At 71.2% G+C, this 21,673-nt stretch carries 22 protein-coding genes; 11 read left to right on the forward strand and 11 right to left on the reverse strand.

Annotated features, from left to right (window positions below):
* Positions 1-26: 26 nt before the first annotated feature.
* The gene (locus ACFWYW_RS11215) at positions 27-587 is read right to left on the reverse strand and encodes a DinB family protein (RefSeq protein ID WP_379616733.1); all 561 of its coding nucleotides are present in this window, start codon (positions 585-587) and stop codon (positions 27-29) included.
* Positions 588-635: 48 nt separating this feature from the next.
* On the opposite strand from ACFWYW_RS11215, the gene ACFWYW_RS11220 reads away from it, so the two are divergent.
* The gene (locus tag ACFWYW_RS11220) at positions 636-2,951 is read left to right on the forward strand and encodes a GH1 family beta-glucosidase (protein WP_379616731.1); all 2,316 of its coding nucleotides are present in this window, start codon (positions 636-638) and stop codon (positions 2,949-2,951) included.
* Here the strand turns inward: ACFWYW_RS11220 and ACFWYW_RS11225 are convergent.
* Complete coding sequence (locus tag ACFWYW_RS11225; RefSeq protein ID WP_379616729.1) at positions 2,935-4,095, reverse strand: hypothetical protein; 1,161 nt, start codon at positions 4,093-4,095, stop codon at positions 2,935-2,937. The genes ACFWYW_RS11220 and ACFWYW_RS11225 overlap by 17 nt on opposite strands.
* A gap of 57 nt (positions 4,096-4,152) precedes the next feature.
* Here ACFWYW_RS11225 and ACFWYW_RS11230 point away from each other — a divergent pair, with 57 nt between their 5' ends.
* Entirely contained in the window at positions 4,153-5,100 is a 948-nt protein-coding gene (locus tag ACFWYW_RS11230; protein ID WP_379616727.1) for an isopenicillin N synthase family dioxygenase, read from the forward strand.
* Here the strand turns inward: ACFWYW_RS11230 and ACFWYW_RS11235 are convergent.
* Together ACFWYW_RS11235 and ACFWYW_RS11240 are read right to left on the reverse strand one after the other, a co-directional pair.
* Entirely contained in the window at positions 5,097-5,801 is a 705-nt protein-coding gene (locus ACFWYW_RS11235; RefSeq protein ID WP_379616725.1) for a hypothetical protein, read from the reverse strand. The genes ACFWYW_RS11230 and ACFWYW_RS11235 overlap by 4 nt on opposite strands.
* Positions 5,798-6,565 (reverse strand): hypothetical protein, encoded by a 768-nt coding sequence (locus ACFWYW_RS11240; protein ID WP_379616723.1) that lies wholly within the window; start codon positions 6,563-6,565, stop codon positions 5,798-5,800. Before ACFWYW_RS11240 ends, ACFWYW_RS11235 begins: the two co-directional genes overlap by 4 nt.
* A gap of 180 nt (positions 6,566-6,745) precedes the next feature.
* Between ACFWYW_RS11240 and ACFWYW_RS11245 the strand changes: the two genes are divergently transcribed.
* The 3 genes from ACFWYW_RS11245 to rocD all read left to right on the forward strand — a co-directional run bounded on the left by ACFWYW_RS11245 (position 6,746) and on the right by rocD (position 9,399).
* Complete coding sequence (locus ACFWYW_RS11245; RefSeq protein ID WP_184966517.1) at positions 6,746-7,219, forward strand: Lrp/AsnC family transcriptional regulator; 474 nt, start codon at positions 6,746-6,748, stop codon at positions 7,217-7,219.
* 138 nt (positions 7,220-7,357) lie between these two features.
* Positions 7,358-8,149 (forward strand): dimethylargininase, encoded by a 792-nt coding sequence (gene ddaH, locus ACFWYW_RS11250; protein WP_379616720.1) that lies wholly within the window; start codon positions 7,358-7,360, stop codon positions 8,147-8,149.
* 38 nt (positions 8,150-8,187) lie between these two features.
* Complete coding sequence (gene rocD / locus ACFWYW_RS11255) at positions 8,188-9,399, forward strand: ornithine--oxo-acid transaminase (RefSeq protein WP_379616718.1); 1,212 nt, start codon at positions 8,188-8,190, stop codon at positions 9,397-9,399.
* Positions 9,400-9,632: 233 nt separating this feature from the next.
* On the opposite strand, the gene ACFWYW_RS11260 is transcribed toward rocD, so the two are convergent.
* From ACFWYW_RS11260 to ACFWYW_RS11275, 4 genes are all read right to left on the reverse strand, one after another.
* Positions 9,633-10,739, reverse strand: coding sequence for a hypothetical protein (locus tag ACFWYW_RS11260; RefSeq protein ID WP_379616716.1), 1,107 nt, complete (start codon positions 10,737-10,739; stop codon positions 9,633-9,635).
* Complete coding sequence (locus tag ACFWYW_RS11265; protein WP_379616714.1) at positions 10,732-11,319, reverse strand: RNA polymerase sigma factor; 588 nt, start codon at positions 11,317-11,319, stop codon at positions 10,732-10,734. Before ACFWYW_RS11265 ends, ACFWYW_RS11260 begins: the two co-directional genes overlap by 8 nt.
* Positions 11,320-11,558: 239 nt before the next feature.
* Positions 11,559-12,272 (reverse strand): methyltransferase domain-containing protein, encoded by a 714-nt coding sequence (locus tag ACFWYW_RS11270; protein ID WP_379616712.1) that lies wholly within the window; start codon positions 12,270-12,272, stop codon positions 11,559-11,561.
* 22 nt (positions 12,273-12,294) lie between these two features.
* Positions 12,295-13,836 carry an alkaline phosphatase D family protein gene (locus tag ACFWYW_RS11275; protein WP_379616710.1) on the reverse strand — a complete coding sequence of 514 codons (1,542 nt, stop codon included), beginning with the start codon at positions 13,834-13,836 and terminating at the stop codon, positions 12,295-12,297.
* A gap of 243 nt (positions 13,837-14,079) precedes the next feature.
* Between ACFWYW_RS11275 and ACFWYW_RS11280 the strand changes: the two genes are divergently transcribed.
* The 3 genes from ACFWYW_RS11280 to ACFWYW_RS11290 all read left to right on the forward strand — a co-directional run bounded on the left by ACFWYW_RS11280 (position 14,080) and on the right by ACFWYW_RS11290 (position 16,117).
* Entirely contained in the window at positions 14,080-15,357 is a 1,278-nt protein-coding gene (locus ACFWYW_RS11280; RefSeq protein WP_379616708.1) for a Glu/Leu/Phe/Val dehydrogenase, read from the forward strand.
* A gap of 75 nt (positions 15,358-15,432) precedes the next feature.
* Entirely contained in the window at positions 15,433-15,621 is a 189-nt protein-coding gene (locus ACFWYW_RS11285; RefSeq protein ID WP_379616706.1) for a hypothetical protein, read from the forward strand.
* A gap of 16 nt (positions 15,622-15,637) precedes the next feature.
* Positions 15,638-16,117, forward strand: coding sequence for a cupin domain-containing protein (locus ACFWYW_RS11290; RefSeq protein WP_379616704.1), 480 nt, complete (start codon positions 15,638-15,640; stop codon positions 16,115-16,117).
* A gap of 3 nt (positions 16,118-16,120) precedes the next feature.
* Here ACFWYW_RS11290 and ACFWYW_RS11295 read toward each other — a convergent pair whose 3' ends face one another.
* Positions 16,121-16,492, reverse strand: a complete 372-nt coding sequence (locus ACFWYW_RS11295) for a VOC family protein (protein WP_379616702.1) — start codon at positions 16,490-16,492, stop codon at positions 16,121-16,123.
* 170 nt (positions 16,493-16,662) lie between these two features.
* Here ACFWYW_RS11295 and ACFWYW_RS11300 point away from each other — a divergent pair, with 170 nt between their 5' ends.
* The 3 genes from ACFWYW_RS11300 to ACFWYW_RS11310 are packed head-to-tail and all read left to right on the forward strand — an operon-like array spanning position 16,663 to position 19,891.
* Positions 16,663-18,042, forward strand: coding sequence for an APC family permease (locus ACFWYW_RS11300; RefSeq protein ID WP_379616700.1), 1,380 nt, complete (start codon positions 16,663-16,665; stop codon positions 18,040-18,042).
* Positions 18,039-19,049 carry an acetamidase/formamidase family protein gene (locus tag ACFWYW_RS11305; protein ID WP_379616698.1) on the forward strand — a complete coding sequence of 337 codons (1,011 nt, stop codon included), beginning with the start codon at positions 18,039-18,041 and terminating at the stop codon, positions 19,047-19,049. The genes ACFWYW_RS11300 and ACFWYW_RS11305 overlap by 4 nt, the downstream gene beginning before the upstream one ends.
* 53 nt (positions 19,050-19,102) lie before the next feature.
* The gene (locus tag ACFWYW_RS11310) at positions 19,103-19,891 is read left to right on the forward strand and encodes a trypsin-like serine peptidase (protein ID WP_379616696.1); all 789 of its coding nucleotides are present in this window, start codon (positions 19,103-19,105) and stop codon (positions 19,889-19,891) included.
* Here the strand turns inward: ACFWYW_RS11310 and ACFWYW_RS11315 are convergent.
* Together ACFWYW_RS11315 and ACFWYW_RS11320 are read right to left on the reverse strand one after the other, a co-directional pair.
* Positions 19,875-20,765 (reverse strand): Gfo/Idh/MocA family protein, encoded by an 891-nt coding sequence (locus ACFWYW_RS11315; RefSeq protein ID WP_379616694.1) that lies wholly within the window; start codon positions 20,763-20,765, stop codon positions 19,875-19,877. The two genes, ACFWYW_RS11310 and ACFWYW_RS11315, sit on opposite strands and share 17 nt — an antisense overlap.
* Positions 20,762-21,673: an NAD-dependent epimerase/dehydratase family protein gene (locus tag ACFWYW_RS11320; RefSeq protein ID WP_379616692.1), complete on the reverse strand. Its 912-nt coding sequence runs from the start codon at positions 21,671-21,673 to the stop codon at positions 20,762-20,764. Before ACFWYW_RS11320 ends, ACFWYW_RS11315 begins: the two co-directional genes overlap by 4 nt.

Below are 21,673 nucleotides of genomic sequence, written 5' to 3' on the forward strand. Positions count from 1 at the left end.
ACGGCGGGTCACCGCGATCGTACGTGTCAGCCCGACTTCGGCCGCCAGCCGGGCGGGGGATCCTCGCCGACCCGCCCGTCGATGGACTCGCGCAGCAGGTCGGCGTGCCCGGTGTGCCTGCCGTACTCCTCGATGAGGTCGCAGACCAGCCTGCGCAGGCTGGCGTGGTTGCCGTCGGGGTCGCTGATGTGCGCGAGCTGGTCGAGGCCGCCGTCGGCCAGGGCCGCCCCGAGCCGCGCGCGGGAGCGTTCCACCGCGCCGTCCCACAGGGCGTAGAGCTGCTCGGGGGTGTGACCGGTGGTGGCGAACTGCCATTCGCCGCCGCTCCGGTCGATGGTGTCCCACGGCGGGCCGACGGGCTCGCCCCGCATCTTGGCCGTGAACATGTGGTCCTCCACGAGGGCCAGATGCTTGAGCAGACCGCCGATGGTCAGGTCGGAGGCGCCGATCCGGGTCCGCAGCTGCCCCGCGTCGAGGTCGTCGGCCTTCCACCGGAACGTCGCGCGCAGCCGGTCGAGCGCGCCGATCAGGTGCTCGGTCTCGGTGCCGGCGAGGGGTGGCTCCCAAGGGGTGTCGCTGTCGCTCATGGCCGACACCGTAGCCGCCGCCTCCGACAGTCTCGGCACAATGAGGGCATGCGATTTCCCGATGGCTTCGTGTGGGGCGTCTCCTCCTCGGCCTATCAGATCGAGGGCGCGGCGGCCGAGGACGGCAGGGGGCCGTCGATCTGGGACACCTTCTCCCACGCTCCCGGCCGGATCGCCGACGGGAGCACCGGCGACGAGGCGTGCGACCACTACCACCGCCACGCCGAGGACGTCGGGCTGATGAAGGGGCTCGGGCTGCGCGCGTACCGGTTCTCGGTGAGCTGGTCCAGGGTGCTGCCGGACGGGGCGGGAAAGGTCAACGCGGCCGGGCTCGACTTCTACGAACGGCTGACCGACGACCTGCTCGGCCAGGGAATCGCCCCGTACGCCACCCTCTACCACTGGGACCTGCCCCAGGCGCTGGAGGACCGGGGCGGCTGGCCGAGCCGCGACACCGCCGAGCGGTTCGCCGGCTACGCGGCGGCCGTACACGAGAGGCTGGGTGACCGGGTCGACACCTGGTTCACGATCAACGAGCCGTGGGTGGCGTCCTTCCTCGGCTACGCGGCCGGCACGCACGCGCCGGGGCGGCGCTCGGCGGCCGAGGCGTTCAGGAGCGCGCACCACATGCTGCTGGCCCACGGGCTGGCCGCCGGGGTGCTGCGGGAGGCGGGTGCGCGGCGGATCGGCGTGGCGCTCAACCTGTCGCCCGTGCTCACGCCTGGCCAGCTCGGCGACCAGGACCAGGAGCTGACGCCCGAGGACGCCGGGGCGGTGTCCAGGATCGACGCGCTGCTCAACCGCCAGTTCCTGGACCCGATGCTGCGCGGCTCCTACCCGCCGGAACTGCTGGAGGTGGTGGAGCGGCACGCCGGGCTCGATCACGTGCGCGACGGCGACCTCGATCTCATCGCGCGGCCGATCGACGTGCTCGGCGTCAACTACTACGCGCCGCACGTCGTCCAGGCGCAGCCCAGCCGGCCGGGCGAGCCCGCCTTCCCCGGCAGCGAGGGCGTGCTGTTCGCCGCCACGCCGGGCCCGGCCACGGCGATGGGCTGGCCGATCGTGCCGAGCGGGCTGACCGTCCTGCTGCGCAGGCTGGCCGCCGACCATCCCGGGCTCGACCTCATGGTCACCGAGAACGGCGCCGACTTCGGCGACGGGTCGCGCGACGCCGACCGGGTCGCGTTCATCGAGGCGCACGTGCGCGCCGCCCACGCCGCGATCTCCGACGGGGTACGGCTGCGCGGCTTCCTCGCCTGGACGCTCATGGACAACTTCGAGTGGGCCGACGGCTACCGGCGCAAGTTCGGCCTGGTCCACGTCGACTTCGCCACCCAGCGGCGCACGGAGAGGGACAGCGCGCGCTGGTTCCGCGAGGTGATCGCGCGCAACGGCCTGCCCGCCGCGCCCCGGCCGACGCTGGAGACCGTGGCGGCGCGCGCCGGGGTCTCCAGGGCGACGGTCTCGCGCGTGGTGAACGGCGAGGCGTCCGTCCGCCCGGAGGTCAGGGCCAGGGTCCAGGCGGCGGTCGAGGAGCTCGGCTACGTGCCGAACCAGGCGGCCCGCAGCCTGGTCACGCGGCGCACCGGCACGGTGGCGCTGGTGCTGTCCGGGCCGCGCCACGACAACGCCGCCCTGGTCTCTGCGGTCGTCCAGTACGTGACCAGCGTCCTGGAGGCGAGCGGCCGCCAGGTGCGGCTCATGCTGGCCGACTCCGAGCGGAGCCACCGCCGCGTCCTGGCGCAGGCGGAGGGACGGCACGTGGACGGCATGATCCTGCTGCCGCCCGACCATCCGGACCCGCTGGCGGAGCGATTGGCCGCGACGGACGTGCCACTGGTGCTGCTCGGCGGCCCCGTGGTGGCCGTCGACGAGGCGGGGGGTGGCGCGGCGGTGGGCCGCCACCTGCGCGAGCTCGGCCGTGCCCGCCCCGCTGTCCTGACCGGTCCCGGCGCGGCGGCCGGGGAGCGGGTGCGCGGCTTCCTGGAGGTGTTCCCAGAGGCGGAGGTCTCCGGCGACGCCGGGCGGCTGCTGGCCGGACGCCTCAACCCGATGCGCCTCAACCCGATGCGCCCCGACGCGGTCTTCGCCGTGACCGACGCGCTGGCGCTGGAGGTGCTCGGGATCGCGCGGGAGGTGGGCCTGCGGGTTCCCGAGGACCTCGCGGTGGCCGGGTTCGGGGACGGCGAGGCCGGGCGGCACACGCTGCCCGCGCTCACCACGGTCGCCGTCCCGGTGACCGACCTGGCGCTGGCCCTCGCCAGGTCGCTGCTGTCCGCGCTGGACGGGCAACCCGTGGCGCCGAGCGTCCTGCCCGTCCGTCTGGAGGTCAGGGGGAGCACGGTCAGCGGCGGGCGATGATGCGCTCGGCCCAGCTGGCCGCCTCCGGGTCCTTCAGGCCCTCCACCACGCCGCCCAGGTAGGCCGTGGCCAGGCTGTGGAAGCCGTTGTCGAGCTGGCGGACGCGTCCGGCCCGCCGCCGGTCGGCGCCCTGGAGGTGCTGGCCGATGCTCTCGGCGTACCCGGCGTCGTGCTGGTAGGCGGCCTGGGCCCGCGCGCAGGCGGCGGCGTCGTGGTCGCGCTTGGCACGCAGTTCGCGCAGCCGCCGGTCGTTCGGGTTGTGCATGCGGCGGCCGAGGTCGGCGGCGATGAGCGCGGTGGCGATCAGGAGCGCGAGCAAAAGCACCATCGTGGGCAGTTCGCCGACGCCCTGGGAGGTGGGGCCGATCTCCTGGCCGTCCACGACCAGCGGCTTGACCAGGGCGTCGCGGCGCAGGACGGCCACGGCGACGATCAGGCCGAGCCACACCAGCGCCACGGCGGCCAGCAGCCAGCGTCCGCGGGCCGGGCTGCCGTTCTCCTGCCAGGCGCGGAACGCCCTGCCGTACATGTGCGGCGCGACCAGCATGATCAACGCGGCGCCGGTGGCGAGCAGGGCGGTCATGGCGACGCTGTCACCCCAGTTCAGGATGACCTGGTAGAGGATGGGCACCTCGACGATCAGCAGGAGCAGCAGCAGGAGCGCGCCGGGCAGCCAGCGCCGGATCGCCGGCCAGCGGCTGCCGGACAGCGCGATCGAGCTGGGCCGCCCGTCGCCGGGGCGCCTGCTGGGCTGCTCCAGCTCGGCGACGTGGCGCTGGGAGTCGTCGAGCGTCTTGCGCAGGTCGGAGAAGGTGCGCTGCGACTCGGCCAGCCTGATCTTCTGCGCCTCGAACTCGGCCCTGGCCTGCTGCGCCTCGCGCTCGGCGCACTCCTCGACGCGGGCCAGCTCGGCCAGCCGTTCGTCCTCCAGCTCGTGGAAGCGCGGGACGCTGCCGGTCTCCAGCGTGAGCGTGTCGATCTGCCCTTCGGCGGCGTGGCCGCGGCCCAGCTCGCGTTCCTCGGCGCGGCGGCGGCGCCAGTCGGGCAGGTGGTACAGGTCCCCGTCATAGGCGATCGCGGGGGTGATCCGTGCGACCTGCGCGGGCTCGTCGGGAAGGTCCTTGTGCCGTTTGCGTAAACGCATCGCCCCTCCAGCTTCTGCTTCGATGCTAATCGCCGAAATTCACGGAGAATGGCTGTCGTGAGCGAATTGCCGGTTATCGATATCGCGCCCCTCCTCTCCGGTACGGCCGGCGACGTCCCCGACCAGATCGGGGCGGCCTGCCGTACCAGCGGCTTCTTCTACGTCACGGGGCACGGCGTGCCACCCGCGCTGATCGAGCGGCTGGACGCGGCGGCGCGCGCGTTCTTCGAGCTGCCGGACGAGGCCAAGAACGAGATCTCCATGGAGCGCGGCGGGCGGGCCTGGCGCGGCTTCTTCCCGGTCGGCGGCGAGCTCACCTCGGGCCGCCCCGACCTCAAGGAGGGCATCTACTTCGGCGCCGAGCGCCCGCCCGGCGGCACGCCCCTGCACGGGCCGAACCTGTTCCCCGCACAGGTCCCGGAGCTGCGCGCGGCGGTGCTCGCCTACATCGAGGCGATGACCGGGCTCGGCCAGGCCGTCATGCGCGGCATCGCGCTCAGCCTGGGCCTGCCCGGCGACTACTTCAGCGCCGGGTACACCGCCGACCCGACCGTCCTGTTCCGCGTCTTCCACTATCCGCCGTCGGAGCCGGACGCGGACGGATGGGGCGTCGGCGAGCACACCGACTACGGGCTGCTCACGCTGCTGCTCCAGGACGCCAACGGCGGGCTCCAGGTCCACACGCCCGGCGGCTGGATCTCCGCGCCGCCGGTCCCGGGCACGTTCGTGTGCAACATCGGGGACATGCTCGACAAGCTCACCGGCGGCCTGTACCGCTCGACGCCGCACCGGGTGCGCAACCTGAGCGGGAACGAGCGGCTCAGCTTCCCCTTCTTCTTCGATCCCGGGTGGGACAGCGAGGTGCCGCCGCTGCCGTACACCGAGGGCGGGCGGGCCCGGTGGGACGGGCAGGATCTGCGGGCCTTCACCGGGACCTACGGCGAGTACCTGCTCGGCAAGGTCTCCAAGGTCTTCCCCCAGTTGCGCGCGGACGTCCTGGACTAGAGCAGGTCGGAGGAGACGGCGCCGGAGGCCTCGAACGCCTCCCGCCAGAAGGTCTCCAGCAGCGGGAAGCGGTCAGGGTTCGAGGTCTTGGCGCGCAGGAAGCCGTGCACCACCACCTCATACCCGGTCAGGTCCGGCAGCAGGCGGGCCTGGCGCAGCTCCTCGATCTTGCGTTTCCTGCCGGCGTCGCTCAGGTCGAGCTTGTTGACGTCGAGGTCGCCGCGGTTGTTGATGAGGTCGCTGAAGACGGCGATCCGGTGCGCGCTGTCCGGCCGGCGCTGGGCGTTCATCTGCTTGACCAGGTAGCGCAGCGCGCCGATCACGTCCGAGCCCTTGCCCTCCGCCGGGCAGTCGAACAGTTTGAGCGCCTTCGGCAGCACCTGGCCCAGGCGGTGCTTCCTGATGCGCTCGTCGACCACCGGGTTGTCGTTCGGGTTCTCCCGCGGCGACGCGGCGATCTTGACCGGGGTCTCGCGGCACGTGCTGCTCTCCGAGGCGCCGGTGACGGCGGCGAAGCCCATCCAGTCGCAGCCGCCGGTGAACTCCGGCAGCTTGGCCGACACATCGCTCCTGGACGTGGCCGGCTCGGCGTACGAGGTGGAGTCCACGATCGTCCCGCACAGGGCGCGCGCGTCCGTCCCGCACCCGCTCACACCCGCGCCGGCCAGCACGACGACCATGACCCCCGCCAGCCGCCTCACGCGTCCCCCTTCTCGTCAGGTGCGGCCTCTTCGAGTTGCGGGGGCTGGGAGGTGGTCAGCTCGCGCCGCCCGTTCACCTCGGCCTGCCAGAGCTCGACCCGCCGCTCCACCTCCTCCAGCAGCCCGCCCATCTCCTCGCTCCCGGCGACCGGGGCGGCGGTGTCCATGGCGATCACCTCGCCCTTCCACAGCGGCGGGATCTCCTCACGCCGTGGATGGGCCCGCATCACCCCGCTCCGGTAGGCCGCGATCATCCGCTGGGCCCACGCGTGCACCTGCTCCACGTCGTGGTTGCGCCGCAGCACCGCGCCGTCCCACTCGCGCGCCAGCCGTTCCACCTGGGCCCGCGCGCCGAACACCCGCTCGGCGGAGTCCCTGGCCTCGGCCGCCCGCCGCCGTTCCTCCCGCCGCCGCCTGGCCTCGGCGATGGAGATGAACTCGTCCTCCCCCCGGCCGTTGGCGGCGTGCGTCCCGTTCGGCGACGCGGGCCGGGCGAAGTCGACCGTCATCCGCAGTACGGCCTGCCGCGCCTCGCCCGCCTCCCGTAACAGGGCGGTCCTGACCTCGGCCAGTTCGCGGTCCAGCCGGGCGATCCGCTCGCGCGCCATGGCCCGTACCTCGCCCAGGTAGGCGGGCCGGCAGTCGGGGTCGGTGAACTCGTGCAGCGCGTGCCGGCGGGCGTCGCGTACACCTTGCTGGTGAGCGTCCTCCCGCTCCTGGTCCAGCCCTGTGCTCCGCTTGAACAGCCGCGCCAAGAACGCCATCCGCGTCTCCCGAGTGTCCCTGGAATCTCCACACTAATCGCCCAACCCATCCCGAAAGCGCCTTCTCCCCCGAAACGACTTCGTGATCACGAGGGTCGTGGAAGAAAGGAGGTGGGAGCGTTCCTGGAATGCGGGGGTGCGGGCGGGTCCGGGCGGGTGGCGAGGCTGTATACAGGTCGCGTGGAACTGGATCGGCTGGACCGCGACATCATCGGGGCGCTCATGGAGGACGCTCGGGCGACATACGCGGAAATAGGCCAGCAAGTGGGTCTGTCGGCGTCGGCGGTGAAGCGGCGCGTGGATCGGTTGCGTGAGGCGGGGACGATCACGGGGTTCAGCGCCGTGGTGGCCCCGCAGGCCCTGGGGTGGACGACCGAGGCGTACGTGGAGCTCTTCTGCCAGGGCAAGACGAAACCCTCCGACATCGCGCTGGCGGTGGCGCGGTTTCCCGAGGTGGTGGCGGCGGCGACGATCACCGGCGAGGCCGACGCCCTCCTGCACATCCGGGCGACCGACGTGGGCCATGTGGAGCGGGTCATCGAGCGCATCGCGGCCATGCCGTTCGTGGTGCGGACCAAGAGTTCGATCGTGCTGTCGAGGCTGGTCGACACCGCCGTGCCGACCGCACGCAACGGATCGCCCATCACCGGGTAAGACTCGCAACAGACCCGCGCCAACGCGCAATATCAGCCGCTTGGCCTGCATAATCATGCATTCCTAGGCTGTCTCCGTCCCCCGAGATACCCCTGATGGCCCGGAGGGGATCCCCCGACGACGATGACGGAGACCCGTATGCCCAAGCACTTCCTGATGTGCCGCCCCGAGCACTTCACGGTGGAGTACGCGATCAACCCCTGGATGGACCCCGAGGCGGGCGCCGATCGCGAAGTCGCCGTACGGCAGTGGGAAGGGCTGAAGGCCGCCTATGAGAGCCTCGGCCACCAGGTCAGCCTGATCGACCCGATCGAGGGCCTGCCGGACATGGTGTTCGCCGCCAACGGCGCCACGGTGGTCGGCGGTCGCGTGTACGGCGCGCGGTTCGCCTTCCCCGAGCGCGGCCCGGAGGGCCCGGCCTACCTGCGCTGGTTCGAGGAGCGCGGCTACCAGGTGAAGAACCCCGAGCACGTGAACGAGGGCGAGGGCGACTTCCTGACGCTCGACGAGTTCGTCCTCGCGGGCACCGGCTTTCGCACCGACGTACGGGCGCACCAGGAGGCCCAGGAGTTCCTCGGCCGCCCGGTGATCTCGTTGTCGCTGGTCGACCCGCGTTTCTACCACCTCGACACGGCGCTATTCTCACTCGACGGACGCAATGTCGCCTACTACCCCGGCGCCTTCTCCGAGGGCAGCCAGGAGGTGCTGAAGCGGCTGTTTCCCGAAGCGGTCCTGGCCACGGCGGCCGATGCCGAGGTTCTCGGTCTCAACGCGGTCAGCGACGGCGAGCACATCGTCATCAACTCCGAGGCGGGCGAGCTCCAGCTGGAGCTCAAGCGGCGCGGCTACGAAGTGATCCCCGTCGAGCTGGCCGAACTGCGTAAGGCCGGTGGCGGGCCGAAGTGCTGCACGCTCGAAATCCGGGCATAACAGAAAATCCCGGACATAACATGTAATAGGGGGAGATAATGACCAGCACCACACAAGAGCTGATTGAGATCAGCGAGCGGCGCAGCGCGCACAACTACCACCCGCTTCCCATCGTGATCCACGAGGCGCACGGCGCCTGGGTGACCGATGTCGAGGGCAAGCGCTACCTGGACTTCCTGGCCGGATACTCCAGCCTGAACTTCGGCCACGGCAACCCGAAGATCATCGAGGCGGCTCAGGCCCAGCTGCAGAACCTCACGCTCACCAGCCGCGCCTTCTACCACGACCAGTTCGCCGCGTTCTGCACCGGACTGGGCGACCTGACCGGCAAGGACATGATCCTTCCGATGAACACCGGCGCCGAGGCGGTCGAGACCGCGATCAAGGTCTCCCGCAAGTGGGGCTACGAGGTCAAGGGCGTCGCACCGGAGCAGGCCAACATCATCGTGATGGAGGACAACTTCCACGGGCGTACCACCACGATCATCAGCTTCTCCACCGACCCCGACGCGCGCGAGAACTTCGGCCCGTACACACCCGGCTTCAAGATCGTGAAGTACGGCTCCGCCGAGGCCGTCCGCGAGGCCATCGACGCCAACACCGTCGCGGTCCTGGTCGAGCCCATCCAGGGCGAGGCCGGAGTCCTGGTGCCGCCGGACGGCTACCTCACCCACATCCGCGAGATCTGCACCGAGAACAACGTTCTCATGATCGCCGACGAGATCCAGTCCGGCCTCGGCCGTACCGGCAGGACGTTCGCCTGCGACCACGAAGGCGTCGTGCCCGACATCTACATCATGGGCAAGGCCCTCGGCGGCGGCGTCGTCCCGGTCAGCGCCATCGCGGCCGACGAGGACGTGCTCGGCGTCATCAAGCCGGGCCAGCACGGCTCCACGTTCGGCGGCAACCCGCTGGCCTGCGCCGTCGGCAACGCCGTCATCGAGATCCTCAACACCGGCGAGTACCAGGCCAGGGCCACCCAGCTCGGCGAGGTCCTCCACGCCCGCCTGAACGAACTGATCGGCAAGGGCGTCGTCACGGTACGCGGACGCGGGCTGTGGGCAGGCGTGGACATCGACCCGTCGCTGGCCACGGGCCGCGAGGTCTCCAAGGCCCTGATGGCCCGCGGCGTCCTGGCCAAGGACACGCACGGGTCGACGATCCGGCTGGCTCCGCCGATCGTCATCTCCGAGGAGGACCTCCTCTGGGCCGTCGACCAGCTCGCCGACGCCATCGCCTCCTTCCAGTAACCCCGATACGGGCCTCCCGGACGACCACCGCGCGTCCGTCCGGGAGATCGGCCCTGCCCGCAGGCGGCGCTCACCGGAGGGGGTGCGCCCGCCGAGGGCGGCCGGGGAGGTCAGACCTGCCCGGACGGCCCTGTGGGGCGCCCCTCATCAGAGGCGCCCCGGTTTCGGGAGGCGGCTCGCCAGGAGTGATCCTCCGGGTGAGCCGCCTTCCGCGCGTCCGGGGGCGGCGGCGATCAGTTTTCCTCCGGGATCGGAGTCGGCTCCCGGCTCGCCTGTTCGGCGGACGTGGGGGTGGGCGTGGCGACCGGTGGGGTGGCATCGACCGGCGGCGGGGCGGAGGTGGCCACGTTCGCGGGCGTGGCATCGGCCGGCGGGGTCGGGCTAGCCGAAGCCGTGGGCTTGTCCTGTGGGCAGGGCGTGATCTCCCGGCCGTCCACCTCGGGCAACGAGTCGACCACCCGCATGCCGAGCTGAGCCGTCAGCGCCAGGACGCTGCCCTCGGGCGCCTGCGCCTCCTTCGCGTCCACGACCGTGCTGCGCAGGCCCATGTACTGGCTGGTCACGGGGTCGAAGATGAGCTGATTGAGGGCTCCGCCGTACACGAGCCCGATCCCGATCCCCGTGCGGCCGGTCTCGTCCGCGACCCCGTCGGCCACGCGCACGCCGGGGATCGCCTTCAGCTCCGCGATCAGCGTGTCCAGCTGCTCCTTGGTCAGGTACCGCTCGACGATCATCTCCCGTGCCCGGTCGAACGCGGCGGCGGCCGGGTCCCGGTTCGAGGCGCCGTCCGGGTTGGCGAGCTGTGCCCGCACCGCCGCCGGGTCGGGGGCCACGATGGGCAGCCACTCGGGGCACTCGGCCAGCCGCAGCCATCTGGTGCGCGGCATCGCGGGCGCGGGCGTCGCCTGCCCCGGCGAGGACGGGGACGGCGGCGTCTCGATGCGGACGTACACCGCCTCGGTCCCCGACGACGTCAGCCACACCTGCCGTTTGGCCTGCCTCATGACGCGTCCCTCCGGGCCGAACCAGGCCTGCACCAGGCCGCCCTCGGTCCCCTGCGTCTCGATCACGATGTACTGGCCGGGCTGAGGATCGAGCCCGCCCGGCGAGGCCACCATCCCCGTCTCCTCGCGGGCCAGCGCCCCCGCCACTCCCCCGACCAGCAACACGGTCACCCCGAACGCCGCCACCGACTGCCAGCCCAGCCGCGGGAGCCTGAACCCGCCCCGCCCCCCGCGCGCCGCACGTACCAGCTCCTCCCGCGCCCGCGATCGAGCCTCTTCCGGGTACGGCGGAGCCGCCGGCCGGCCTTCTGCGAAGATCCTGATCTCGTCATCCACGGTGGGCCTCCTCGGCAGCGAACGGATCGGCACCGCCGAGAGCCCTGCGCACCTTCACCCGCAGCCGATGCAGCCGCGAACGCACGGTGCCGACCGGGACGCCCAGTGCCAGGGCCGCGTCCTCGTAGGTGAGGTCGGCCCAGGCGACCAGGAGCAGCAGGTCGCGTTCGGCCGCGGTCAGCTTGGTGAGCGCCCGCGCCAGCCTGGGCTGGAGCAGTTCGGCGCTGACCCGGTCGGCGCTGCGCTCGTCGAAGCCGTCCGGGCGCTCGGCGCTCACCTTGGCCATGGCCTGGTTGCGGCGGCGTTCCGCCCTGCGGTGCTGGGCCACGACGTTGGTGGCGATGCCGTACAGCCAGGGTCTGGCGTCGGGGCGGGCCAGGTCGTAGCGGGCGCGGGCACGGAAGGCGACGAGGAACACCTCGCCGGTCACGTCCTCGGCGAGCTCGGCGCCCAGCCTGCGGGCGGCGTAGCGGTGGATCTCCTCGGCGTGCCGGTCGAACAGCGCGGCGAAGCTCTCGGGGTCGCCCAGTGAGCGCCCGATCAGCGCCGCGTCGTCCAGCCGTTCTTGAACACCCACCACGTTCCGGTCCTCTCGTGTGCGGTCACCCTGTTGTTGACCGCACCCGGAACCCCGGTTCCACCTTTCTTCTCCCACCCTCGTGGGGACCGGACGCGAACACCAGAACAGAACCCCCGAAAGCCCTACCGGGGAGCCGCGGAGGCCAAGCCCGAAGAGCCGCGGAGCCCGAGCCCGGGATGTCACCGGTGGTGGGAAGGGAACGGGACGGGAATCCGCGAGGCGGGGCCCCGAAGGGGTGGTTAGGGGTGGTGCCAGGTGAGGAGGCCGGCGGGGGCGGTGCCGGGGGTGAAGCCGGCCGCCGTGAGCTCGGCGGTCAGCTCCTCCAGGGAGGGCCGGTAGCCGTCGCTCTCCACGGTGTCCTCGCTGATGACGACCCCCCGCTGCAGTACCCGGTAGGAGAAGCGCGAGGTGGCCATCTCGGGCGTCGCCGACACGACCTGCCCGAGGATCTCGTAGGTGTGCCGCCCCACCCGGTACGACCCCATGACCTCCGGCGGCCCGGGCACGCCCACGGGCCGCTGCCGCCAGTTGAAGATCAGGCGGCCTCCGGGCCGGAGCTGCCTGGCCAGCGTCTCCCACAGTTTCGGGCGCTCCGGGGGCGCGAAGCCGTACAGGACGGAGATCATCACGGCGGCCTCGACGGGTTCGTCGAGGTCGGCGTCGAGCGCGCCGCAGGGCAGGACGGTCACCCGCGCGCGCAGGGAGGGCCGGTCGGACAGGCGGGAGAGCAGGATGGCGCGCATGCCGAGCGACGGTTCGACCGCGAAGATCTCGCCGGGCACGGTGTCGCCGATGACCTGGGTGATGAGGCCGGTTCCGGCGCCGATCTCCAGGACGCCGCCGGTGACGCCGTCGAGGAGGGGCGGCAGGAGCTTCCTGATCTCGGGGACGTGGCCGTCCTCGTGCCACAGGTCGTAGAAGGGTGCGGTGCGGGTGTAGGCGTCCAGAGTCACAAGACTCGAACGATAATGGTTTTCATGTTAGATGTACAGTGTCGATGGGTTTGACCGTGTTGTCGGTGGCCTCGTACCAGGTGACCGCGTTCGGAAAGGTCAGTACGGCCAGCGCGTTCTGGAACCACGGCCCGTGCGTCACCCGCCACCGGATCGGCGGGCGCGGGATTCGGGCGAGCTTGGCCAGCGTCCCCCCGATCAACGTGGCGATGCCGAACTGCGTGAACACGTTGGCCAGCCGCAGCAGCCTGCTGAGCGGGTTGCGGATGGGCGAGCAGACCAACTGGGTGATGTTGCGGGACTTGGCGACGTAGGAGTAGTGGACGTCACCGGACAGGATCATCACCGGCACGCCCGTCTTCAGCAGGAGCGTGGCCAGCGAGTCGAACGACCGCCGGAACGCCGCCCAATGCTCCAGGTCGAACGCCTGCCGGAACATCTCCGAGAGCCGCGCGACCGGCTTGCCCCACTTGCCGTCGCACAGCGCCTCGTTCCAGTTCTGCACCGAATGCACGCCCTCGGGCAGCATGAACGGGATCGACGAGCCGATGATCAGCCGCTCGGCCGGCAGCGCGACCTGCTCCTCCAGCCAGGCCCACTCGACCGCGTCGAGCATGCGCCGGTCGCCCGGCGTGAGCTGGCGGGCGCAGCGGGTGTCGACGACGAGCAGCCTCGTGTGGCCGAGGTCGCGGGCGTAGCTCCACCGGTTGCTGCTCGGCTCGGCGTCGGCCTGCTCGGCGAAGGCGTCGAGGCGCTCGGAGCCCCCGCCCTTCAGGAGGTCCTGCAGCAGCGGATCGGAGGCCCGCTCGGCCGGCGAGAGGTTGCCCAGGTGCTGGTAGACCCAGTACGCGCCGAGCCCGGAGATCACCCGGTGCTTCCACCAGGGCACGCGGGCCATGGTCTCGCGCCAGGTCTGGGAGGTGTTCCAGTCGTCGCGGACGTCGTGGTCATCGAAGATCATGGCGGTCGGCACGGTGGACAGCAGCCAGCGCAGCTCCGGTTCGGTCCAGGCCAGCCGGTAGAGCTCGGCGTACTCCTCGAAGTCGGCGATCTCGTCCTGCGGCTCGGAGGCGCGCCGGGCGTGGATGAAGTCGAGCATCTCGGGCGAGGGGTTGTCGGCGTAGACCTGGTCGCCGAGCAGCAGCAGCAGGTCGGGCCAGTCGGGGTCGTCGGCGGTCTCGAGGTGGTCGCCGTAGGCGCGCAGCACGTCGGGGCCGTGCGTGCGCACGTGCGCCGCGTCATGGGGCACGCTGGTACGGCAGGAGCCGAACGCCAGCCGGCGCGGCCCCTCGGGCGGGATCAACCGGATCCGGCTGGGCGCGCGGCCCTCCAGCGGCCAGACGGAGGTTCCGTCCAGCTCGACCCGGTACTCCGGCACGTCCCGTGTCAGCTCGGTGAGATCGACGATGGCGTAGTGGTGGCCGTGCACGGTGAACGTCGGCGAGGAGTGCTCCCCGTCGCGTGTCGAGACCGTGACCTGGCATGGCTCGTCGGTTTCCACCCATATGGACGCGCTGGTCTCATCGACGTAGCGCAGCATGGGACCGATCACCAACCCGGGCATCCCACCCCCTCATGTGACAGTTCGGCGAAGAGCTTCTACCCAGCCTGCCAGTGTGGCACGTTCCCTGAGTGACGATCACGCGCTTGGATTTGTCTACAACGGATCGGCTGCGAATCTGGACAGAATCCCTACACAATTCGAAACCACTCGATATAGGCTGATCACGACAAGAACGTCCAAATGGATCGAGCAACGGCGCTTAATCCACTGATTTGGGCGTACATAACAGGAGGATTTTCTCCCATGAGCATCATGGTGCCGTCAAAGACGCCGGCCCTGATCACCCCTGGACAACAGGCCCTCGACTCCGCTCTCCACCAGCTCGGCCACGCGGCCGAGCACCTCGGTCTCGACGACGGGCTGCGCACGATGCTGGCCACGCCACGCCGTTCGCTGACCGTCTCCGTGCCGGTCCGCCGCGAGGACGGCCGCATGGACGTGGTCCAGGGCTTCCGTGTCCAGCACAACGTATCGCGCGGCCCCGCCAAGGGCGGCATCCGCTTTCATCCCAGCACCGACATCCACGAGGTCACCGCGCTGGCGATGTGGATGACGTGGAAGTGCGCGCTGGTCGGCATCCCCTACGGCGGCGCCAAGGGCGGCGTCTCCGTGGACCCGGCCGCGCTGACCACCCGCGAACTGGAGCGGCTCACCCGCCGCTACGTCAACGAGATTTTGCCGCTCATCGGCCCGGAGAAGGACATCCCCGCCCCCGACGTCGGCACCGACGAGCAGACCATGGCGTGGATCATGGACACCTACAGCGTCAACGCCGGCTACTCGGTGCCCGGCGTCGTCACCGGCAAGCCGATGACGCTCGGCGGCTCCCTGGGCCGTGCCGGGGCGACCTCGCGCGGCGTGCAGATCGCGGCCCTGGCCGCGCTCGGCCGCTCACCCGATGGCGTGACCGTGGCCGTGCAGGGCTTCGGCAAGGTGGGCGCACTGGCCGCGCAGTACCTCGCCGACGTGGGCTGCAAGGTCGTGGCCGTCTCCGACGTACGCGGCGCGATCTACTCGCCGACCGGCCTGGACATCGCCGACCTGCGCGCCCACAGCGCCGAGACCGGCGGCGTGTACGGCTACCGCCACGCCGACGCCATGAGCCACGCCGACCTGTTCGAGCTGGACGTGGACCTGCTGGTCCCGGCGGCGCTGGAAGGCGTGATCACCGAGGAGAACGCTCCGAGGGTCCGCGCCCGCCTCATCGTCGAGGGCGCCAACGGCCCGACCACCCCGGAGGCCGACGAGATCCTCGCCGCCTCCGGCACCACCGTCGTGCCGGACATCCTGGCCAACGCGGGCGGCGTGATCGTGTCGTACCTGGAGTGGGTGCAGAACATGCAGGCCTTCTCCTGGAGCGCCGCCGAGGTCGAGATGAAGCTGCGCGACCTGATGCAGAGCGCGTACGGCGAGGTGAAGTCGCTGGCCGCGGAGAAGGGCCTGACGCTGCGCCAGGCCGCCCACGTCATCGGCGTGGGCCGGGTGGCCGAGGCGCACCAGATGCGCGGCCTCTACCCGTGAGCGCGACTTAAGTAGGTGGCGCGACCGCCCTGGGACCGATGTTCCGGTCCCGGGGCGGCTGCGAGGCTGAGCCCCATGAGAGCAATCGTGGGGGTCATCCTCCTCATCCAAGGGGTGGCCGGCTTCGTCGGCCTCACGTTCTTCGACTCCAAGTGGGGCCTGCTGCACCGCGTCGCCGAGGTCCCGAACTGGGGCTACCTGGGCATCGCGCTGGTGGGGGCCGGTCTGGTCATGTGGGGCGAGTCGGCCAAGAAGAAGACCTAGCCCGTACGCTCTGACCATGACCTATCCCGATCCGATCTACCACGGCGACCAGGGCGAGAAGAGCGCCTTGCACCGGCCGGCGGGCCACGCGCCCGAACTCGTCTACCCCAACGGCAACGAGGTCCACTACATCGCCACCGGCGCCTCGACCGGCGGCCTGTTCGGCCTCTACCGCTGGGTCATGGGACCGACGCCCAGCGGGCCCGGCCCTCATTTCCACAAGACGATCACGGAGTCGTTCTACGTGCTGCGCGGCACGATCCGCATCTTCAACGGCGACCAGTGGCTGGAGACCGAGCCGGGCGACTGGGTCCACGTCCCGGCCGGGGGCATCCACGGCTTCAGGAACGAGTCCGGCGAGCCCGCCGAGATGCTCCTGCACTTCTCCCCGGGCGCGCCCCGCGAGGGGTACTTCGAGGGCCTGGTGGAGTCCGGGGACATGACCGACGAGGAGCGTGCCGCGTTCTACCTGCGCCATGACAACTACTGGCTGTAGGGGTCAGGCGTACGGCGCGGTGATGACCTCCATGTTGTGGCCGTCGGGGTCGTCGAAGTAGACGCCGCGCCCGCCGTACAGGTGGTTGATCTCGCCGGGGGTGTGGTGGCCCGGGTCGGCCCAGAACTCCACGCCCGCCTCCTCGATCCGCGCGAAGATCGCGTCGAACTCCGGCTCGCTGACGATGAAGCAGTAGTGGTTCGGCTGGATCGACGTGGCTTCCATGTAGTCGAGCGTGACGCCGTTGGAGGTCTCCAGCGGCGTGAACGGCCCCCAGTCCTTGCCCACCGGGAGGCCGAGGATCCCGCCCAGGAACTCGGCGGAAGCACGCTTGTTCCGGCTCTGCACAATCGTGTGGTTCAAGTCGACTGCCATACCAGCCAAGCTATGCCCGGCCCGGCCCCGATGCCAGGCGGCCGGGCGTCGTGGCGCGTCGACCCAAGAGCCCCATAAGTCCAGAATTGCCCCTTTCGCGTGGGCGCACCGCCGGTAGATACTCGCGATCATCAAGCCCCTACAGGGGCTCCATGAGAGGACCCGGCAACATGCCCACACCCCCCACCACCGTGGAGCAGTTCGGCTACCGCCAAGAGCTCCAGCGATCCCTGGGCTTCGCGGATCTGATGATCTACGGGCTCATCTTCATGGTGCCGATCGCGCCGTTCGGCATCTTCGGCAGCGTCTTCGCCGCCTCCGGCGGCATGGTCGCCCTGGCCTACGTCGTCGGCATGGTCGCGATGGCGTTCACGGCGCTGTCATACGCCCAGATGGCGCGGGCCTTCCCGATGGCCGGATCGGTCTACACCTACGCCGGCCGCGGCATCGGCGCCCCCGTCGGGTTCATCGCCGGATGGGCGATCCTGCTCGACTACCTGCTGGTGCCCGGCCTGCTGTACCTGGTCGCCGGCGTGGCCATGAACTCCTTCGTGCCCGTCATCCCGGTATGGGGATGGGTGGTGGTCTTCGTGGTGCTCAACACCGTGGTCAACTACCTGGGCATCCAGATGACCGTGCGCATCACCCGGATCATGCTGGTCGCCGAGCTGATCGTGCTCGCGATCTTCCTCGTGGTCGGCGTGGTCGCGCTGGCCCAGGGCAAGGCGCAGACGGGCGCGCTGACCCCGCTCTTCGACTCCTCGACGTTCACGCTGCCGCTGGTGTTCGGGGCCGCCTCGGTGGCGGTGCTGTCCTTCCTCGGCTTCGACGGCATCTCGACGCTGGCCGAGGAGAGCCGCGAGGACGCCAGGCGGCTGGGCCGTTCCATGGTGGCCGCGCTCGCGCTGGCGGCCGTGCTGTTCGTGGCGCAGACCTGGGTGGCGGCGCTGCTCACGCCCAACCGGGCCACGCTGCTGGAGAAGGGCGACCCGGCCGGCAGCGCCTTCTACGACACCGCGGCCTTCGCCGGCGGCCCCTGGCTGGCCACGCTCACCGCCGTCGCCACCGCGATCGCCTGGGGCTTCGCCAACTCGCTCGTCGCCCAGGCGGCCACGTCCCGGTTGCTGTTCGCGATGGCCCGCGACCGCCAGTTGCCCGCGTTCCTGTCGCGCGTCCACCCCCGCCACAAGGTCCCGGTCAACGCCACGCTCGCGGTCGCCGCGCTCTCGCTCGCGCTGGGCGTCTACATGAGCACCCGCGAGGACGGCATCCCGCTGATGAGCTCGCTGGTCAACTTCGGCGCGATGACCGCCTTCCTGCTGCTGCACGTCGCCGTCGTGGTCCACTATCTGCTACGGCAGCGCAGCTCCAACCTGATCGCCCACCTCCTGGTCCCGTTGCTGGGATTCGCGATCCTGGTCTTCGTCGTCGTCAACGCGAACGTGGCCGCGCAGCGGCTGGGCTTCGCCTGGCTCGGGCTGGGCCTGGTGGTCCTGGCCGTCACCTACCTCGTGGGCCGCCGCCCACGCCTGCCGAAAGAGGTCGTGTGAACATCCACCCCTACCGCCCCGGGCCGGACGAGCTGAGCTACACCTTCGGCGGCCGTGCCCCGGTCGGCGAGGTACGGCCCGGCACGATCCTGGAGCTCTACACCGAGGACTGCTTCGGCGGCCGGGTGCGGACCGTGGACGACCTGCCGTCACAGGTGTGCGAGTTCCCCTACCTCAACCCGGTGACCGGCCCCTTCCACGTGACGGGCGCCGAGCCGGGCGACACGATCGCGCTGCACTTCGTCTCGATCACCCCGGCCCGCGACTGGGCGATGTCCACGACGTTCCCGCACTTCGGAGCATTGACTGCCACCCACACGACCGCGATGCTGCATCCGGCGCTGGAGGAGCGGGTCTGGCGCTACGACCTGGACCTGGAACGCGGCGTGGCCGTCTACCGGGCCAGGAAGAGCGACTTCACCGTCGAGCTGCCCCTGGACCCCATGCACGGCACCGTCGGCGTCGCCCCGGCGGCCGGCGAGGTCAAGATGACGATCACGCCCGACGCTCACGGCGGCAACATGGACACCCCGGAGCTGCGCGCCGGCGTCACCGTCTACCTGGGCGTCAACGTCGCGGGCGGGCTGTTCGCCATCGGCGACGGGCACGGCCGCCAGGGCCACGGCGAGGTGTGCGGCACCGCGCTGGAGACCGCGATGAACACCGTCGTCGCGGTGGACCTGATCAAGGGCGTGGGCACGCCGTGGCCGCGCATGGAGGACGACCTGCACCTGATGTCGACGGGCTCGGCCCGCCCGCTGGAGGACGCCTACCGCGTCAGCCAGCACGACCTGGTCACCTGGTCGGCCGAGCTGACCGGGCTGGAGACGCTCGACGCCTACCAGCTCATCAGCCAGGCGGGCCAGGCGCCGGTCGGCAACGTGTGCGACACGAACTACACGATGGTCGCCAAGGTCGCCAAGGCCCACCTGAAGGATCCGGCCGCCTACGGCTCCGCCCACGCCCGGCTGCGCGCCCTCGGCGCGGAGTATCTTTCTTCCCGCTGAAAGGCGAGTGTCGCAGGTCAGGGTAATGATCACCTTCGCTCTACAGTGGAGGCGTGCTCCGGCTGCTGCTGTCCATGACCCTGCTCAACCCGACGGCCGAGCCACCCCTCGACGCCGTTCCCGCCGCCCACGTGCTCACCCCCGGCGGCGACCGGCTGGGGTACGCCCCGGCCGGTCGCGCCCGGCCCGACACCGGTGTGCTGATCGGCCACGACCCGGTGGCGGGGACGGCCGTGATGTGCGGCGGCGCCGTCCTGAGGTCGCGGAGCAGGAGCCTGGTCCTGACCGCGGCGCACTGCCTCTACCACCGGGGCAGGCGGCTGCGCGGACTGGTGTTCATGCCCGGTTACGACGGGGGGCGGGCGCCCATGGGCGTCTGGCCCGCCGTACGCACCTGGGTGCCCTCGGGGTGGCGCGACCGGCCGGACTCCCCCGCCCGGCTGCCCTACGACCTCGCGCTGGTCGGCGTCGCCGGGAAGGGGCGCTCGTCCCTGGAGTCGGTGGCCGGGCGCGGGCTGCGGCCGGTGGCGCGCGGGACGCTGTCGCGGCGCCGGGCCCTGGACCTGCTCGGGTATCCGGCCGGGCGGCGCTATCCGGGCACGCGGCTCTACCACTGCCTGGGGCAGGCGGCGCCGTACCGGGGAGTGCTCGTCACGCACAACTGTCACGCGTCCGGCGGCGGGAGCGGCGGCCCGGCCCTGTACGGCGGGGCCGTGGCGGGCGTGGTCTCCTCCTCAAGCCCGCTGTCGGACCCGGCCGGGTTCACGGTGCTGGCACCGCTGGACTCGCGGCCCTTCGCCCGCATGCTGACCAGGGCCGACCGCGTCATGCGGCGTGGCTGACGATCTCCTCGCAGATCGCGTGGCTGACCAGCGCGTCACCGGCGTCCAGGACGCGGCCCTCGCGCACGGCGGCGAGGAAGTCCAGCGTGATCTGCTCGATGCCGCGCTGCCGCGCGACCGGCACCCAGTCGGGACGGCGGCGCAGGACCTCGCCGGACCCGGTGTAGTCGACGACGTCACCGAGGTTGACCACGCGGCGCTTGACGCCGTCGCCCATGACCTCGCAGCTCTCCTCTGAGGCGCCGCTGAGCCGGTTCATGACGCCGATGGCGGTGAAGCCGTCGCCGGACAGCTCCAGCGTCACGTGCTCGACCTGGCCGGCGCGGACCCGGGTGCGGACGCGGGTGTCACTCACCTCGCCGGGGACCAGGAAGCGCAGGGTGTCCACGACGTGGATGAAGTCGTCGAACATGACCGGGCGGGGCGCGTCGGGGTGTTTCTCGCGGTTCTTCTCCATGATCACCAGGTGCCTGGGCAGTTCGGCCAGGCCGGTGTAGCCGGGGGCGTAGCGGCGGTTGAAGCCGACCATCAGCGAGCGTCCGGCCTCGCGCGCCAGGCTCACCAGCCGCTCGCACTCGGCGAGGTTGTCGGCGATCGGCTTGTCCACGTAGACGTGGACGCCCGCGCGCAGGAGGGTGTCCACGATCTTGGGGTGGGCGCCGGTGGCGGCGTGGACGAACGCCGCGTCGATCCCCTCCTCGACCACCTGCTCGACCGTGGTGAAGCGGTTGGCGATCCGGTGCGCCGCGCCCAGGCGGTCGAGGGTTCCGGTGTTGCGGGTGCACAGGTGGAGGTCGAGGCCGGGCTGGGTGGCCAGCACGGGGAGGTAGGCCTTCTCCGCGATGTCGCCCAGGCCGATCATGGCAATCTTCATCCGGCCAGGCTAGCCTTCAGCGCCTCGTCGACCGGCGTGGGCGCGACGTCGAAGGTGCGCTGGAAGGCGCTGGAGTCGAGCACGAAGGGCGCGACGAACTGGTAGCGGATGTGGCGGAACTCGCCGATCAACGGGTTGAACAGCCCGGCGACCCGCAGGACCGGCCACGGCAGCACGCTCATCTTGGGCGCGGGGCGGCCGAGGACGGCGGCCATGCCCGCGCCGATCTGCCGGAAGGTCATCGGCTCGTTCGTGGGCACGTGCCAGGCCCTGCCCCAGGCCCGCTCCTCGGCGGCGGCGGTGATGAGTGCGTCGGCGACGTCGGGCAGGTAGGTCCAGCTGTGCGGCACGTCGGCCGGCCAGACGAGCTGGATGGTCTTGCCCGCCTTGAGCGGGTCGATGAAGCGCCCGCCCAGGTACGACTGGTCGCTGGCGCCGGGGCCGAAGAAGTCGGAGGCGCGTACCTCGGTCACCCGGATGCGGCCGGCCTCGTGCAGGGCCAGCGCGTCCTGCCACATCTTCGCCCTGACCATGGCCTTGGGGCTGCGCGAGGCCAGCGGGAGGTCCTCGGTCATGGGGCCGTCGACGGGGCCGTAGGGGTAGAGGTTGCCGAGGATGGCCAGCACGGCGCCGGTGGACTCGGCGGCGGCCAGGAACGCCGCGGACATCGGCGGCCAGTCGGTGAGCCAGCGGTGGTACTTCGGGTTGACGCAGTTGTAGAGGGCGTCGGCGCCCTTGGCCGCCTCGGTCAGCCGCGCGGCGTCGGCCACGTCCGCGGCCACCTTGACGACGCCTTCCGGGCCGCTGCCCGACCGGGTGACGACCGTGACGTCCTGGCCGAGGTCGCGGAGCTTGACGGCGAGGTGGGTCCCGACCTGGCCGGAACCGACGATGACGTGCTTACCCAT

Source organism: Nonomuraea sp. NPDC059023 (assembly GCF_042740095.1).
Taxonomy (GTDB): Bacteria; Actinomycetota; Actinomycetes; order Streptosporangiales; family Streptosporangiaceae; genus Nonomuraea.

Excerpts from the sequence above, each read along its gene's own strand:
- ACFWYW_RS11225 (WP_379616729.1), bottom strand. The coding sequence starts at position 4,095 with ATGCGTTTACGCAAACGGCACAAGGACCTTCCCGACGAGCCCGCGCAG.
- ACFWYW_RS11315 (WP_379616694.1), bottom strand. The coding sequence starts at position 20,765 with ATGAAGATTGCCATGATCGGCCTGGGCGACATCGCGGAGAAGGCCTAC.
- ddaH (WP_379616720.1), top strand. The coding sequence starts at position 7,358 with ATGCCCAAGCACTTCCTGATGTGCCGCCCCGAGCACTTCACGGTGGAG.
- ACFWYW_RS11280 (WP_379616708.1), top strand. The coding sequence starts at position 14,080 with ATGAGCATCATGGTGCCGTCAAAGACGCCGGCCCTGATCACCCCTGGA.
- rocD (WP_379616718.1), top strand. The coding sequence starts at position 8,188 with ATGACCAGCACCACACAAGAGCTGATTGAGATCAGCGAGCGGCGCAGC.
- ACFWYW_RS11320 (WP_379616692.1), bottom strand. The coding sequence starts at position 21,673 with ATGGGTAAGCACGTCATCGTCGGTTCCGGCCAGGTCGGGACCCACCTC.
- ACFWYW_RS11300 (WP_379616700.1), top strand. The coding sequence starts at position 16,663 with ATGCCCACACCCCCCACCACCGTGGAGCAGTTCGGCTACCGCCAAGAG.
- ACFWYW_RS11295 (WP_379616702.1), bottom strand. The coding sequence starts at position 16,492 with ATGGCAGTCGACTTGAACCACACGATTGTGCAGAGCCGGAACAAGCGT.
- ACFWYW_RS11285 (WP_379616706.1), top strand. The coding sequence starts at position 15,433 with ATGAGAGCAATCGTGGGGGTCATCCTCCTCATCCAAGGGGTGGCCGGC.
- ACFWYW_RS11220 (WP_379616731.1), top strand. The coding sequence starts at position 636 with ATGCGATTTCCCGATGGCTTCGTGTGGGGCGTCTCCTCCTCGGCCTAT.
- ACFWYW_RS11290 (WP_379616704.1), top strand. The coding sequence starts at position 15,638 with ATGACCTATCCCGATCCGATCTACCACGGCGACCAGGGCGAGAAGAGC.
- ACFWYW_RS11240 (WP_379616723.1), bottom strand. The coding sequence starts at position 6,565 with ATGGCGTTCTTGGCGCGGCTGTTCAAGCGGAGCACAGGGCTGGACCAG.
- ACFWYW_RS11275 (WP_379616710.1), bottom strand. The coding sequence starts at position 13,836 with ATGCCCGGGTTGGTGATCGGTCCCATGCTGCGCTACGTCGATGAGACC.
- ACFWYW_RS11215 (WP_379616733.1), bottom strand. The coding sequence starts at position 587 with ATGAGCGACAGCGACACCCCTTGGGAGCCACCCCTCGCCGGCACCGAG.